This window comes from Ruegeria sp. BG7 (assembly GCF_056535685.1).
The window spans coordinates 1,759,012-1,773,282 of record NZ_JBQFIU010000001.1; the positions used below are offsets into that span (position 1 = coordinate 1,759,012).

The 14,271-nt window shown below is 54.2% G+C and carries 11 protein-coding genes; 4 read left to right on the forward strand and 7 right to left on the reverse strand.

The features are described 5' to 3' along the window. Window positions 1-671: 671 nt before the first annotated feature. The 3 genes from ACR3EH_RS08825 (at window position 672) to ACR3EH_RS08835 (ending at window position 6,087) form a co-directional block, all read left to right on the forward strand. A complete protein-coding gene (locus tag ACR3EH_RS08825) occupies window positions 672-4,271 on the forward strand; it encodes an adenylate/guanylate cyclase domain-containing protein (RefSeq protein WP_171183768.1) in 3,600 nt (1,199 codons plus the stop codon). 27 nt (window positions 4,272-4,298) lie between these two features. Further along, the gene (locus tag ACR3EH_RS08830; RefSeq protein WP_171092613.1) at window positions 4,299-4,556 is read left to right on the forward strand and encodes a DUF4242 domain-containing protein; all 258 of its coding nucleotides are present in this window, start codon (window positions 4,299-4,301) and stop codon (window positions 4,554-4,556) included. Window positions 4,557-4,671: 115 nt separating this feature from the next. Beyond that, window positions 4,672-6,087 (forward strand): FAD-binding oxidoreductase, encoded by a 1,416-nt coding sequence (locus tag ACR3EH_RS08835; protein WP_171675876.1) that lies wholly within the window; start codon window positions 4,672-4,674, stop codon window positions 6,085-6,087. Between the two features lie 303 nt (window positions 6,088-6,390). Here ACR3EH_RS08835 and ACR3EH_RS08840 read toward each other — a convergent pair whose 3' ends face one another. Continuing rightward, window positions 6,391-7,284 (reverse strand): AraC family transcriptional regulator, encoded by an 894-nt coding sequence (locus tag ACR3EH_RS08840; protein WP_171183764.1) that lies wholly within the window; start codon window positions 7,282-7,284, stop codon window positions 6,391-6,393. A gap of 168 nt (window positions 7,285-7,452) precedes the next feature. Here ACR3EH_RS08840 and ACR3EH_RS08845 point away from each other — a divergent pair, with 168 nt between their 5' ends. Then, window positions 7,453-8,406 (forward strand): SDR family oxidoreductase, encoded by a 954-nt coding sequence (locus tag ACR3EH_RS08845; protein WP_171183762.1) that lies wholly within the window; start codon window positions 7,453-7,455, stop codon window positions 8,404-8,406. 107 nt (window positions 8,407-8,513) lie between these two features. Here the strand turns inward: ACR3EH_RS08845 and ACR3EH_RS08850 are convergent, their stop codons facing one another. The 6 genes from ACR3EH_RS08850 to ACR3EH_RS08875 all read right to left on the reverse strand — a co-directional run bounded on the left by ACR3EH_RS08850 (window position 8,514) and on the right by ACR3EH_RS08875 (window position 14,213). Beyond that, window positions 8,514-10,058 (reverse strand): amidohydrolase family protein, encoded by a 1,545-nt coding sequence (locus tag ACR3EH_RS08850; RefSeq protein ID WP_171675874.1) that lies wholly within the window; start codon window positions 10,056-10,058, stop codon window positions 8,514-8,516. A 344-nt stretch (window positions 10,059-10,402) separates the two neighbouring features. Beyond that, complete coding sequence (locus ACR3EH_RS08855; RefSeq protein WP_171183759.1) at window positions 10,403-10,816, reverse strand: methylglyoxal synthase; 414 nt, start codon at window positions 10,814-10,816, stop codon at window positions 10,403-10,405. Further along, window positions 10,794-11,321, reverse strand: a complete 528-nt coding sequence (locus tag ACR3EH_RS08860; RefSeq protein WP_171183758.1) for a 2,4'-dihydroxyacetophenone dioxygenase family protein — start codon at window positions 11,319-11,321, stop codon at window positions 10,794-10,796. Before ACR3EH_RS08860 ends, ACR3EH_RS08855 begins: the two co-directional genes overlap by 23 nt. A 14-nt stretch (window positions 11,322-11,335) precedes the next feature. Then, window positions 11,336-12,040 (reverse strand): SDR family NAD(P)-dependent oxidoreductase, encoded by a 705-nt coding sequence (locus ACR3EH_RS08865; RefSeq protein WP_171183755.1) that lies wholly within the window; start codon window positions 12,038-12,040, stop codon window positions 11,336-11,338. Window positions 12,041-12,043: 3 nt separating this feature from the next. Further along, window positions 12,044-12,961, reverse strand: coding sequence for a sugar kinase (locus tag ACR3EH_RS08870; protein ID WP_171183753.1), 918 nt, complete (start codon window positions 12,959-12,961; stop codon window positions 12,044-12,046). A gap of 61 nt (window positions 12,962-13,022) precedes the next feature. Beyond that, entirely contained in the window at window positions 13,023-14,213 is a 1,191-nt protein-coding gene (locus ACR3EH_RS08875; RefSeq protein ID WP_171647441.1) for an L-dopachrome tautomerase-related protein, read from the reverse strand. Window positions 14,214-14,271 lie beyond the last annotated feature (58 nt).

Below are 14,271 nucleotides of genomic sequence, written 5' to 3' on the forward strand. Positions count from 1 at the left end.
AAAGTCGCGAATGCAATCCAAAGCGGAAACTGCTGCAGAACGCGCGGAAACGCTGTCAGAAAAAGCGGATATCCTGGCACAAAACCTTCATCTGCCTGACCCCATCAGAGAGGATATAGGGTTGCCAGGTGATCCGATCCAAGCATAGAGGCCTAGATGGGTTACGAGAGCGTGGGCTGATAGCCGAACGGCAGACATCTGCCTCGTTCTGTCCTTTCGATATTCTACCCCAATCCAACCTAAAGCGTGTTACCTACATTCACCGCGGGAGATGAGTTGCGTCATTTCTCAGGGCCGCTTTGGGCTCGTTCCTGACCTCGGATGCGAAACGGTATTTGCCAAATTTGGAAGGCTTGGACTGGTATCGACCCATAACGGACCTTCACTCTATAGTCTCCATGCTGCGGCGCGGCCCGTCGAATCTGCCGTTCGCTGCGAGCGCAAAATCTTAGGTTGCCTGAACTTGCGAATTGCGTACAAAGTCGCCTTCAAAGGCAATCATCAAACGTGTGCAGCCAATCAGCCAGTCGTGTAAATCTAGAACGCGGTGGCAAAAGCCGGAATTGTAGAGTGACCTGAAGAAAAATGAAACAGACGCCATTCATTGAATAGTCAGTTCGTTTTGAAAGCGTTTTCTTGATTAGTGTCGCGTATCTCAGCATGATCCAAAGATGTCGGCTGAAATAGACAAATGGTTAAACGATCTCGAACTGAGTCAGTACGCAGATGTTTTTGCGGAAAACGATATCGATGCGCGTGTTCTGCCACTACTATCTGGCGACGACTTAAAAGAGCTCGGAGTAAGCCTTGGTCATCGCAAAATCATTCTTGCCGCAATTCACGAGCTAGTCGACCAACAGAACGCAACCTCCCCGTCACAAGCAGCTCGTGAAAAAACGCCCGAAGGCGAACAAGCGCCCACCTCAGACAATTCACAAAGTGACGATCTGCGCAAACAAAAGCATGTTGAACCACCTACTGCAGAGAGACGTCACGTAACTGTTTTGTTTGCCGATCTTGTAGGTTCGACTGAACTCACCAATCGCTTTGATCCCGAAGACATGCGGGACTTGCTACAGAACTATCAAGATGCTGTTGCAGGAGCCGTAAGCCGATATGGTGGCTACGTTGCAAAGTACTTGGGCGATGGTCTTCTAGTGTTTTTCGGATGGCCGCGGGCTTACGAAGATCACGCGATTCGGGCGGTAAAAGCCAGTCTTGAGTCTGTTCAACGTGTCAAAGAACTCAAAACGCCTGACGGAGAGCCTTTGTCAGTTAGACTGGGAGTTGCGAGCGGTGATGTTGTGGTCGGCGATACCGTTGGTGAAAACACATATGAGGAAGGAGCCATGACTGGTCCGGTCGTCAACCTTGCGGCTCGGATTCAAGAGCATGCAGAGCCAAACTCAGTCGTTTTGTCAGTTGAGGAAACCGAGACAGCTTTACATCGGATATTCGAGTTTAAATCTCTTGGACAGGCACAGCTCAAGGGGTTTGCTGAACCACGTAATCTGCAGAAAGTGATGTCAGAACGCAGTGCGGAAAGCCGGTTTCGGGCCTCACATCGAGACGATGTCGACAGCGTCATGGTTGGGCGGGACTACGAAAAGGGAATTTTACTGCAATCATGGCAACGTGCTCAGAATGGTCACGGAGAGGTTGTTCTGCTGTCCGGTGAAGCCGGGATTGGAAAATCGCGACTTACAGAGGAATTTCTTGCTGACATCGCCGTAAACGACCAAGCCGATGTCATAAGACTGAACTGTTCCCCTTACCTCAGCAGTAGCCCATTTCATCCGGTTGCCCAACGAATTTCCCAAGACGCCGGGGTCGAACCGGACTTCGACGACAATCTGATACTCGAACATGTCAGGAAGATGCTTGAAGCGCGGCCCGGGCTGGACTGGAAACAAGCTCTGCCTGTCTTTGCAGCGTTGGTCGCACCCCGAAGCGCGCTCGCCCGAACGGTGCTCGAGATGTCACCGCAGGAGCAACGCGACATAACAATCCAAACTTTGATCCATACCGTGCAAGTGCGATCAAACGTACGCCCGGTTATTCTGTGCGTCGAAGATGCTCATTGGATCGATCCTTCCACCCAAGCCTTGTTGGAGCGGTTTAAGTCGATATGCACCGATCTTCCTCTGATGATCCTGATAACCCACAGGCCCGGGTGGGAATTGGCCCGAGACGATGGGGACACGCACGTTCAGTCTCTGGTATTGCGTCGGTTCGATTCTGCGCATGTTTCACACCTTGTCGAAAACATAACCGGGAAAAAACCAGACGATGCTCTGATTGCTACAATCATTGAAAAGACCGACGGCGTACCTTTGTTCGTGGAAGAATTAACCCGAGCGATTGTCGAGGCGGGAGAGCACGGGCAAATCCACATACCCTCGTCTTTGAAAGGCGCGTTGATGGCGCGTCTCGATGCGGTTTCGCCCAAGGCAAAACAGGTCGCGCTCACGGGTTCTGTTATTGGCCGAGAGTTTGAGCCGAGCATATTGGATGCAGCGATGCGTCTTGCTGATTCTGATATCAACAAATGCCTCGAAGAGCTTTCTCGAACCGGCATAATCTTCGAAAGCGGACACAATCGTGGGCATTTTGTATTCCGGCACGCCCTGATCCGCGATACCGCCTATCAGTCCATGCTGAGCTCGACTAGGAAAAGGCAACACGCAGACGTGGCGCGTGCGTTGATACGGACACGGTCCGCTGAGATCGAGCGTCGTCCCGAACTGATCGCTCGCCACCTTTCAGAAGCTGAGGATTGGAGGGCAGCGTTTGAAAAGTGGCAGATTGCGACAGAAATGGCCTTGGCGCGATCTGCCAGCCAGGAGGCGATGACCAACGCCAAGGAAACTCTACGAGCTGCTGAAAACCTGGGCTCAGACTCCGATTCAGAATTGATCAAAAGCAAGATCCTGGTTGGCCGCAGCCATGACAGCCTAGGCCAATTGCCTGAAGGGATAGCGGTTCTGAAGGGCGCTTCAAACGCGGCCCGGGCAGTGCACAATGTGGAGTTAGCCGCCGATGCAGCCAACCACTTCGCTGACTCATGTATGATGTCTAGCGAGAGGCACGGTGAAGCAATCGATCTCTGTAATAATGCGCTGAAGGATTTGCCTGATGATGATGAAGTCCGCCGGTGTAGATTGATGAGCCAACTTGCGCGCGCCCACATGTTCGTCGGTCAGTTCTCCGAAGGTGCGCGTTTCGGCCAGCAGTCCATGGAACTGGCCGCAAAACTGGGTGATTATAAATCCCAGTTCTCGGTAATGATGATGCATTTCGGGGCCCCATTCGTTGCGCGGAAGGGAAGAGAAGCCCACCATTGGCGCGAAAATCTGGAGGCTATGCACGGTGTGGCCGAGCATCTTGGTAGCATCGATCAAGGGCGGGATCGCACTCTGAGCTTGTTTGTAGGCGCCGAGATGGCCGACCGAGAGTTGATGGACCATTCTTTGGGTTTGCTTACAGAGATTTCGGAAAAGGACAATCATCTGCAGCTCTATTGGGTTCAGAAACACGCACGCGCGATGGTTGCAATTATGGACGGCGATTTTGAGCAAGCTGAAAAACACGCCACCGAAGCGGTAAAAATTGGCCGAAAGACCCATGGGGAACATGTTGAGGGCGTCTTTGGAGTTCAGATGTTCACCATTCGCCGCGAGCAAAACCGACTGCACGAGGTTGCGCCTGTGATTAAGCAACTGATGACAGACAGCCCCGAAGACATTTCATGGAAGCCCGGTTTTGGTCTTATCGCTGCTGAGCTTGGATACAAAGAACCCGCCGAACGAATACTGAATGAAATGGCTGCCAATGGCTTCGATCTTCCACCAGACGCCATGTATTCAACGACTTTGTCCTATCTGGCCGACATATGTGTCGCCATTCAGCATCAAGAACACGCCAAGACGCTCTATAGAATGCTTGCTCCTTACGAAGAACTGACGATCACCGCTGGGGCCACGACAGTATGCACTGGCGCAGCTGCGCGACGCCTCGGAAGTCTGGGTACCGTCCTGAAGGACTGGGATGCCGCTGAGAAGATGCTCCAGAAGGCAATAGAAATTGACACGCGCATGAAATGCCCACCTTGGGTCGCGCACAGCAAGGCGGCATATGCTACTGCACTAAGACAACGCGGCCGCCCGGCTGACGTGGAACAGGCGTTTCAACTGGAAGGGGAAGCGTTGGCAATTTCACAGAAATTGAGTATGGTTTCCCTAAGGTCAAAGCTCGAAGGAGTAGCGAGTTAAGGTAAAAAATCTGGTCTGGGGGACTTCATGCCAAGGTACATAATTGAAAGAAATTTTGCCGAGCAACTAAACGTTACAGACGATGACAAAATTCACATCAAAGAGATCAATGACGAAGTCGGCGTCGAGTGGATTTTCTCGTTTCTCAGTGCAGACAAGCGCAAAACGTACTGCTTGTACGAAGCCCCGGATGAGGAAAGCCTGAGAAAGGCGGCCGAACGCCTGAATATTCCCGCCGACGTGATAACACCTGTGGATCGCATCGACCCGGGAATTTTTGCCTGACCTGCAACATTATTTTCCCAATTCAGTGAAACGCCTTCGCGGGACCACGCGACGGAAAAAAATCGACTGAGGCAGCGCTGCAAGAAGCCCGACCTGACAATAGGGAGGCTTACGCATGTTTGATCTGAAAACACTCGACGGTGGTACGGCAACAGTGGAGCAAGACGCGTTGGGCGCTCTTGATGCAGCGCTTCGTGGCGGGGTTTATCAGAAGGGCTCCCCTGAATATGAGGATGCAAGAACGACGTGGAACAGCATTTTCGAACGTTACCCAGGCTTCGTAATCCGCGCGCTGGGGGCCAGTGACGTGCAGAAGGCCGTGAACTTTGTTCGGGACGCCGGCCTCGTTATGTCTGTTCGCTCTGGTGGACATCAGATTGCTGGTCACGCTGTTGCAGATGAAACTGTGATGCTCGATCTGTCCCAGATGCGATCTGTTCACGTCGATCCTATCAACAAGACCGCTCGGGTTGCGCCGGGAGCACTGCTCGGAGACGTAGATCGCGAAACTCAAGCACATGGACTTGTTGTTCCCGTTGGCATCAATTCGACTACGGGCATCGCAGGCCTTACCCTTGGCGGCGGCTTTGGATGGACCACCCGGAAATTTGGCATGACGATCGACAACCTGCTCTCAGCGGAAGTCGTGACTGCGGACGGAGCCATTGTAACCGCATCCCCTACAAGCCACCCGGAACTTTTCTGGGCTATCCGCGGTGGGGGTGGGAACTTCGGTGTCGTAACCTCATTTGAATTCCAACTGCATGGGCTAGGACCCGATGTCCTGTCTGGCCTCATTGTTCATCCGATAGAAAATGCGTCAGAGCTCCTCGCAGAATTTGCTAAGATTGCTGACACTTCCCCGGATGAGCTGACCGTCTGGAGCGTGATGCGAAAAGCGCCCCCTCTACCGTTCTTGCCAGCTGAGTGGCATGGGCGAGAGGTGCTGATCTTTGCAGCCTGCTATAGCGGGCCGATGGAAGAAGGTGAGAAAGCTATAGCGGCACTACGCGCGCTAGGTGAACCAATCGCCGATGTGATATCTCCCCACAATTTCGTTGACTGGCAGGCCGCGTTTGATCCTTTGTTGACGCCAGGCGCTAGGAATTACTGGAAGAGCCATGATTTCGATGCGCTTTCTTCCGATGCAATCTCAGGACTCTTGGAAGCGATTTCCAGCCTTCCTGACCCGGCGTGTGAAGTTTTTATTGCCCATGTGGGTGGAGCAATGGCGCGCGTCGAGGCAGGTTCAACCGCTTATCCCGAAAGATCTGCTCACTTCATCATGAATGTTCACACGCGTTGGGAAGATCCCAGCAAGGATGCCGATTGTATTTCTTGGGCGCGAGATCTCTACGACCAGATGCAACCGCACGCGACCGGAAGTGCGTATGTCAACTTTATGCCCGAAGACGAAGCGGACCACATGGCAGGTGCATATGGTAACAACGGTGAGAAGCTTTCTAGGATCAAGGGCACATACGACCCCACCAACTTGTTCAGGGTAAACCACAATATCTTGCCTGCGTGATGAAATCCTGAACTGCATAAATTGATCCAGATTGATGTTGATTGTTCTGCTTTGGCGTCACGCCGCATTTCTCGATGGCTAGTTTTTAGGCCAAGTGGAGCATCCAAGCGACGATCGCGCTGGTGATCATGCACCCAATGGGTTGTGGTTTCCGTAGATACGGCCAAGAAATTCAATATGCGTATGTTTCCGCCTTGGGCTCGGTGTAGACGCTCGCCTGAGTATCGCGAGTGACCGCTTTGCGGACAAAGCTTCCGTTCACTGCGGTGGCTCCAAGGTCCGCTCTGCTCACGCAAGTCAGCCTCAAGCAACTTTGACCAGTAGTTTCTGTGCCTCTCCCCATTGCCTCGGCGATTGCCCATACATGCGCCTGAACTCGCGACTGAACTGGGACGGGCTGACGTAACCAACGTCCATTGCGGCTTCGTTCACCGGCATCCCGCCCGCGATCTTCATGGCAGCGTTGTTGAGGCGCATCGTCTTGACGAACTGGATTGGAGCCATCGTCGTGACCTGCTTGAATTTGCGATGGAAGACCGCCCGGCTCATCCCCGCTCGGCTTGCCATATCCTCTATGGAGATCGGCGCATCCAAGTGTGACGACACATGCGCAATGGAACGTGCAATAGCGTTGCCAGCGCCGAACGCCTGCCGCGCGAAGTCGCCAGCTTCTCCCTTCAGAATCACATAGAGCACCTCACGCAATCGCGCCTCGCCGAGAACCGCTGCATCCGTCTCGCTGTCTCCGAGCCGCAGCAGCCGCAGCAGCGCTTCCGTGAACCCATCGTCCCATCGTGCGAGCCTAATTCCCGGCTCCCGCAGTTCCCCTTTGACCGAAGGAAGCGCGCGCCCGGCATTATCCATCTCCATCGCCAGCTCGGCCATAACACGTTGTTCCAGTGAGATCATAACCCCGTAGAGCGGCTTGTCATGCGAAGCCAAAGGCGTCCCCGCCTTGACTGGCATCGACATTGGGCAGCAGAGGTATTGACTGTTGTCGTATTCGTATCTTCGGCCATCCAGAACGGCTTCCTTCACCCCGCTCACGATGGCCACGATGCAGGGCTCGTAAACGGCTGGAACACAGGGGATTGATTGCGTGGCGCGAAACAGGCGTACACCCTTGATACCCGTCTCGGTCAGGCCGTCCGTTTCGGTTCGGTCTGCGATGATTTGCTTGATCTGATCCTTGCTCATAAGAGAGGTGTAAAGGCTCCAGATCGAAACTGGCAACTACCTTGATACAATTGGGCAAGTATTTGCGATGATCTCGCCTATTTCAGAGTTCAAGCGAGAGTTATCTGCATTTCCAAGTTAAAACACTATTCACTCGGTCCCCGCGCCCACGCAGATAGGAGACAAAAGATGCCAGATACCACATTCGGACCGAACGGCTGGACACCCGAACGTCTCAGCGACCTCTCCGGCAAGACCTACCTCATCACGGGTGCCAACGCCGGTGCCGGACTCCAGGCTGCGCGGACGCTCCTTAAAAAGAACGCTAAAGTCGTGATGTTGAACCGCTCAGCTGAGAAGTCTCAGGCAGCTGTTGCGGACCTGAAAAGTGAGTTCGGTAGCGAGGCGGAAGTGAGCTTCATTCGTATGGATCTGGCCTCGCTCGCTAGTGTACGCGAAGCTGCGGACGAGGTTCTGAATTCCGTTCCCCGGATTGATGCGCTCATCTGCAATGCGGCCATAGCGCAGGTGCCAACCCGCAAGCTGACTGAGGATGGGTTCGAGAGCCAGCTCGGCACCAATCATTATGGTCACTTCCTGCTTTGCGGGATGCTATTCGAACGCATCGAAGCCACGAAAGGTCGGATCGTCGTTGTCGCCAGTCTCGGCTATAATATGGGGCTGAAGACGATAAAGTTCGATGACATGAACTGGGAAGAGGGTTACGGCCCAAACACCGCCTACTCGCAAAGCAAGTTGGCGCAAATGATGTTCGCTTTCGAATTGCAGGACAGGCTTGCCGGCGCAGGGCGCACCGAAGCCGAGGTCTATGTCTGCCATCCCGGCTCGTCGGCAACGTCACTGATCAGCACCAGTGGCAGCCGGACGATGCGGTTCATCTGGTGGCTCATGACCATGACGCCGATGGTTCAAACGGCTGAACAAGGGTCCTATCCCGAAGTCATGTGCGCCACTGAAGAGACTTTGACCGAACAACGCGCGCTTTATGGACCAACAGGTCGCTTTGAAGCCGTTGGCCCGGTCGGCAGGGGCACATTAAACCCGCATGCGTATGACAAAACCGTCATGGCAAGGCTTTGGGAGGTCACTGAACAAGAAACAGGCTTGAAGTGGGAGATTTAATTCAACGGTTCCCCTGCGGCTGGTGATGCTTCACCCACAATCGGACATTTGTGCACTGTGCAGCATTTAGTAGAATGGGGCTCGGAGCTGCCGCTTGAAGTTGTAGGTTATTTGTTCTTTATTGCTTTTCCTGGGAGTAACTCTGTGTCGATCTCTCCATCACTGATGAGCACTGTTCCGTTGACGAGGAGGTACTCTACGCCCACCGAAGCTTCTGCTGGTTTGTCGATGGTGGCTCGATCACTGATCGTGTCTGGGTCGAATACGGTGATGTCTGCGTCCATACCTACTTGCAGACGCCCTTTGCGTTCCATTGAAGGTACGAGACCGTCAAAGAGTTGCGCAGGGATTAGCGAAACTTTTGCGATAGCTTGAGGCCAATCCAGAAGTTGATCTTCTCGCACCCAGACTCTCAAAAACTTGGCGAACGTGCCAGCGCTCCGGGGATTTGATTGCGCATTCTCGGGTACGGGCCAAGTGCTCCCCATAACCGGAGTCCCATCTGGGAGAGTGTACGGTATGGAGTCGGATGCGATGGCGATCCATGGTTTTGCTGTTACCTGCTTCAGGATTTCAGCGTCACTGGCTTTCTTTTCATCCAAATACTGCATAATTATGAATTGCCCTGGATCTTCCTCTTGCTCCTTGCGGATATCAGCTTCGTCTTCGATCCAACGCTGTTTGGCCACTAGGCGAACTGAGTCAAAATCGATGCCCATCCGGTTTCGAAACTCGTCGCCCTCCTGCAAGAGCACCGCGGAGGCAATAGGCATTGTTGCGATCCCGTAGGGATAAACCTCGGTCGTCACATCGACACCCAATTCCCTCGCCGACGCCACCATTTCGGCGGCCGTAAGTGTGTCGTGGAGATTTGTTGAATGCAGGTGGCAAATGTTAGTTCGCGCACCAGTAGTTGCAGCCAGACCGAGGACCATGTTGAGACCTTCCAGAGAGCTCAATGGATCAACCTGCGACCAGTTCCTCATATGTGTACTGATCGGAACGTTGTTTTCAGCTGCGGTCTCCCAAACACGTTGAAGTTCCTTGCCACCGACACCGGGAACGTACCCAGGGTTGACACCAATCCCGAGTGCCCCTTCATCAAGGCCCTGTTGCAGCAAGGAGAGTACATCTTCTAGTTCTTCGTCGGTGGAGACGTCCGTAGTCCAGCGTGGATACGCGAACGCACTCTGATACCAAGTTGCCGTAGGTTCAACGGGCGGCATCTCGTCTATCATCGTAGCAATGCGAGCAAACGTCCAAGACGCTGTTGCCCCGAAGTTGGTGGCACGCCCCTCCGCTTCAGTGGCATCATACCACTGGCCGATAGGTAGCACTCCAGATTCTAGTTCGAGTGCCGTTGTTACTCCGTCCAACGCCTGAAGACGGTTGGCTGGAAGATCAATCACTGAGTGCGAGTGAAGATCAATGAAGCCTGGTGCAACTATCAAACCCGTCGCGTCAATCACCGTCGCTGCGTCGAGCGGTTCCTCTGAAATCTCTGTGATTTCGTTACCGACAATTCCGACACTTCGAACTGCGTCCAAACCGGTTTCTGGGTCAATGACACGTCCGTTGTTAACCGCCACATCCAATTGCTGCGCGCTTAACAGTGTTGGGAATAATACAAGCAGTGCGGATAGAAATTTCATCGAAGGAACCTCACTAGAAAACCCAACTCCGTGGGAAAGTAGCATGAACAGTCACCATTGCGACTTTTGAAACATAAATGTCCCCTTTGGGCTCGGGGCAGACGTTGGCCGTGGTCGGCTCGAACAACCGCTTTGCGGACTTTACTGCCCTTCGTTGCGGGCGCACAATCGGACGCCCTGCAGACTCGGAAATCCGCAGAAAAGGACGGGAAGCAGTCATTCGCTGCAGAAAAACCGCATAAGCGTGATCGTAGTAGCAGACCCTAGGATTTTACTTGTTTGAAATTGGTAGAGTTCTTCTCGCAAATGCATCGAATTCCCCAAAGAAGTCGGAAAACTGCCAGTCACTCTTTACCTAAATCTCTACCGAAAACTCCGTTCAAAACGAAATCCGCTGTGCTTGGACTGCTTGCGAAAGGTAAGTCATAGACAATCGCAAGGCGGCTCAGAGCTTTGACATCCACATCATGAGGCATCGGTGACATTGGATCTATGAAGAAGAATAGGCCGTCGAGCTTACCCTCACAGATCATTGCGCCAAGTTGTTGATCGCCTCCCAACGGACCGCTTTTGAGTGCGGTTAGTTGAAGCTCGGGCAGAGCTGCTTTTATACACCCACCAGTAGTGCCTGTCGCAAAGATGCTGGCTTGACGCAGAGTTTCGATATGCCTTGTGGCCCATTCCACCATCAGGTCTTTCTTGGCGTCATGCGCAACCAATGCCAGTTGCAGCCGACTATCTGATGAATTGCTCGACATAATCCGCACCCAGACCTACTTCCTCATAGTGCTTACGGCACATGTCGATCTTGGTAAAGACGTCCTCGTAACCCATGGTTTTGCCCCATGGGTCGACATAGAGCATTACTCCGTTCACCTGAAAGTATGTGATCATCTCATCCACATCATCGGGCACGACTAGCGTATGAGTTTCACCCGGCGGCTCATATACATAGCCGCCTTCTTGTGCGACCCAGTCATGTTCCAGATAGTGCCAGCGCCCCTTCAGAACAAACCCATGCACGGGTTGAGGGTGCCGATGCCGGGACAGGACACCTGATTTCCGGACGCGCAGAAGGTTCATCCAATAGCCTTGCGACCTGTTCAGGCATAAAGGCTGGAACGACACGTTCTCGGTTTGGGGAACCCAGAAACGCTCATCCCGTGCAACGGCGTCGGGTATGACGATCTCCTCTTGCGCATCCTTCGGGAATGGCAACTGATACGGCATTCTTGGATCGTCGTCTTGTCCTTGAACTGGCATGGGGTTGTCCTTTTTTACATTGCGGAATAGCCACCATCCACAGGATAGATGGCTCCGGTCACAAAAGCGGCCTCGTCAGATAGCAACCACGCGGCCAATGCCCCAACCTCGGATGGCTTGCCCCAACGGTCCAGTGGGGTGCGGCCCAGAATCGGCTGGTTACGGCTCGGATCGGCGCGCAAAGCTTCGGTCATTTCGGTTTCAATCCATCCGGGAGCCACCGCATTCACACGGATGCCATCTAAGGCCCATCTCCCGGCCAAAGCCTTGGTTAACTGGGCGACCCCACCTTTGCTGGCGGAATAGGCCGGAACCAAAGGGCCGCCAAAGTACGTGAGCATCGAAGCCGTATTGACGATAGCACCGCCTGTCGAAGCCAACAGAGGCTGGGCCGCCAAACAGCAGCGCATTGTACCAGTCAGGTTGATGTCGATCACTTTCTCAAACGTCTCGATCCCGTATTCGGCGCCGCGTACCAGAATGCCTGCACAATTGATCAATCCGTCCAGCTTTTCGATCCCGGTAAAGAACTCGGAAACGGCCTGGATATCGCGCACGTCCAACTGCGTGCAGGTGTCATCGGAATGTCGCGCCGCGTATTCCGACACTTCTTCCGCACCAACCCCTGTGGCCGTCACACGCCATCCTTTGGCGCGCAAAGTGTCCGCGATGCCAGCACCAATCCCGCGGGTTCCACCAATAATCACGGCGTGTTTCATCGGTCAGTCACCTTCCGACAGAAACGCTTCGACAGCGTCCTTACTCGGCATCGGAGCAACGGCACCGTATCCTCGAGTCGACAGGGCTGCGGCGGCGTTGGCGTAGCGGGCGGCAGTGAAAGGATCATCACCTTCGACGATACGCGCAAGGAATGCACCGTCAAAAGTATCACCTGCTGCTGTAGCGTCGACAGCTTCTACCCTGCGGCCTTTGACCCGCTCTCGTTTGTCAGGCGTAGCGACCAAAGTGCCTTCAGCTCCAAGCGTCAGGGCCACGATTTTGGCACCGAGGTCCAGATAGAAATCCGTGATCGCGTTTGGATCGGACAGCCCTGTCAGCTGTTCGGCGTCATCCAGACCCGGCAAGGCGATGTCGCACTGCGCAATTGCCGCATGAGTCACCGCGCGTGCGCGCTCAATCGGCCAAAGTTTCAAGCGCAGATTGGTGTCGTAAGAGATCAGACCACCCGCCTGTTTTACGATCTTGATAGCCGCGAATACGGAGTCTGCGGCAATGTCCGAAATCGCCTGGCTTATACCAGACACATGCAAAAGTTTCGCCGCCTCCAGAGCCGCAACCGGTAGATCGTCAGGTCCCATTCGGCTACTGGCAGATCCCGCGCGAAAATAGCTGAACTCGTGCCCATTCGCGCCATGCGTTACGAAATAGACCCCGGTATGAGCGTCCGCAACCTGGCGGACGGTCGACACATCCACACCTTCGGCCTGCCAAAGGTCCATAAACGAATTGCCGAAGGTATCGGCCCCGATATGAGTCACGTAACCTACGGATGCACCCTGACGCGCAGCGGCGATGGCACAGTTCGACGTGTCGCCGCCATGTCCGGGCAGGTAGTTCCCATCGGGCTGCTGATTAAACTCCAGCATCGGTTCGCCAAGGCACAGAATATCGGGGGTCATTGCTGTCTCATTTCACGTAAAAGGGTCAGCCCGTTGGGGCTGACCAAGTTGTATGGGAGGATTATTCGGCCGTATAGCTTTGGCCGACACCCGGGATCTTCCAGATTCGGAAGTTCGGGATTTCGGGGTCTTCAAAATTCATGTCGCCATCGACCCAGATGTGCAGGTGGTTCGACACCACATACATCTCACCATCCGGTCCCCAGGCCAGCGTGTCGGGCCAGTTCATTTCCGGGTGGTGGACGAAACGGCTGACCTCGCGCGTGGATTCATCGAACTTCATGATCCCGTCCAGTGAAAGCGCGGTCATGTAGATGTTGCCTGCGTTGTCCGCCGTCATCCCATCGGTGTTCGAGGGCAGCACTGCGGCAACCTCAACCGCGTTTTCGATAACCGTTTCATTGGTCTCGAAATCGCGCAGGATTTCGGTCGGCAAACTATACAGGTGATTGCCGGTCAAATTGGTCCAGTAGAGCGTTTCCTTGTCGCCCGACAACGCGATGCCATCAGCACCGGTGCGCATGCCGCCATTCTTCAGGACCAGGCGGTCGTCGATGTTGAAGAAGAAATTAGGTTCATCATTGGTGAACCGGTGCTGATCCAGAATGCGGCGTACCGAGTTGGTGTTGCTGTCAAATACGATCAGGCCGCCATGCAGTGGGTCACAGAAGATGCCGCTGTCCGCGATATAGGCAAAGCCGGTGTCGTTATCGACGGCCAGATCGTTCAGAAAAGAACACTGACGATCCGCTTCTTCCGCTGTGAAGACATAGCGCTGGATTTCCTTGTTCTCTTTCAGATCCCAAAGCACCAGCTTGGCGTCACCGTCTTCAAACGGAGGGCCGGCCACGTGGCCCTGATCCAGGATCCACATCACATCGTTGCGGTCGATCTCAAAACCCAGAACGGCTTTCAGGCCATCAGGGTTCGACATGCTGTTCATTTCCTCAGACGGAAACGCCTCCAGTTCCCACGTGTCGCCGTTCTTGACCAGTTTCGAGACGGTCGAGGGGATCTCGGCCCCGCCCCAGCGCGCGGTGGACACATAAATGTTACCCTGGCTGTCGACCTTGGCGCCCTGAACCAGCGCCTTGCCGAAAATCTCGCTGCCTTCCCAGGCAGATTTTGTCGCCTCGTCCTTGACGGCATAGGGCAGACTGTTCCATTCCGCTACTACCTCGGGCTCGTTTGCAAGCGCCGGGGTGGCCAGAACGGCGGTAAGGGTCACCGTGTTGAGCAGTCGTTTCAGCATGTATTCCTCCCTTGCTGAGTTTTGGTGTTCCGCAGGCCGTTGCCGCGGCCTGCGGGAC

Bases quoted from the DNA above. Each gene is read 5' to 3' on its own strand.
- ACR3EH_RS08865 (WP_171183755.1), bottom strand. From the start codon at position 12,040: ATGAAACACGCCGTGATTATTGGTGGAACCCGCGGGATTGGTGCTGGC.
- ACR3EH_RS08845 (WP_171183762.1), top strand. From the start codon at position 7,453: ATGCCAGATACCACATTCGGACCGAACGGCTGGACACCCGAACGTCTC.
- ACR3EH_RS08875 (WP_171647441.1), bottom strand. From the start codon at position 14,213: ATGCTGAAACGACTGCTCAACACGGTGACCCTTACCGCCGTTCTGGCC.
- ACR3EH_RS08860 (WP_171183758.1), bottom strand. From the start codon at position 11,321: ATGCCAGTTCAAGGACAAGACGACGATCCAAGAATGCCGTATCAGTTG.
- ACR3EH_RS08840 (WP_171183764.1), bottom strand. From the start codon at position 7,284: ATGAGCAAGGATCAGATCAAGCAAATCATCGCAGACCGAACCGAAACG.
- ACR3EH_RS08830 (WP_171092613.1), top strand. From the start codon at position 4,299: ATGCCAAGGTACATAATTGAAAGAAATTTTGCCGAGCAACTAAACGTT.
- ACR3EH_RS08870 (WP_171183753.1), bottom strand. From the start codon at position 12,961: ATGACCCCCGATATTCTGTGCCTTGGCGAACCGATGCTGGAGTTTAAT.
- ACR3EH_RS08825 (WP_171183768.1), top strand. From the start codon at position 672: ATGTCGGCTGAAATAGACAAATGGTTAAACGATCTCGAACTGAGTCAG.
- ACR3EH_RS08835 (WP_171675876.1), top strand. From the start codon at position 4,672: ATGTTTGATCTGAAAACACTCGACGGTGGTACGGCAACAGTGGAGCAA.
- ACR3EH_RS08855 (WP_171183759.1), bottom strand. From the start codon at position 10,816: ATGTCGAGCAATTCATCAGATAGTCGGCTGCAACTGGCATTGGTTGCG.
- ACR3EH_RS08850 (WP_171675874.1), bottom strand. From the start codon at position 10,058: ATGAAATTTCTATCCGCACTGCTTGTATTATTCCCAACACTGTTAAGC.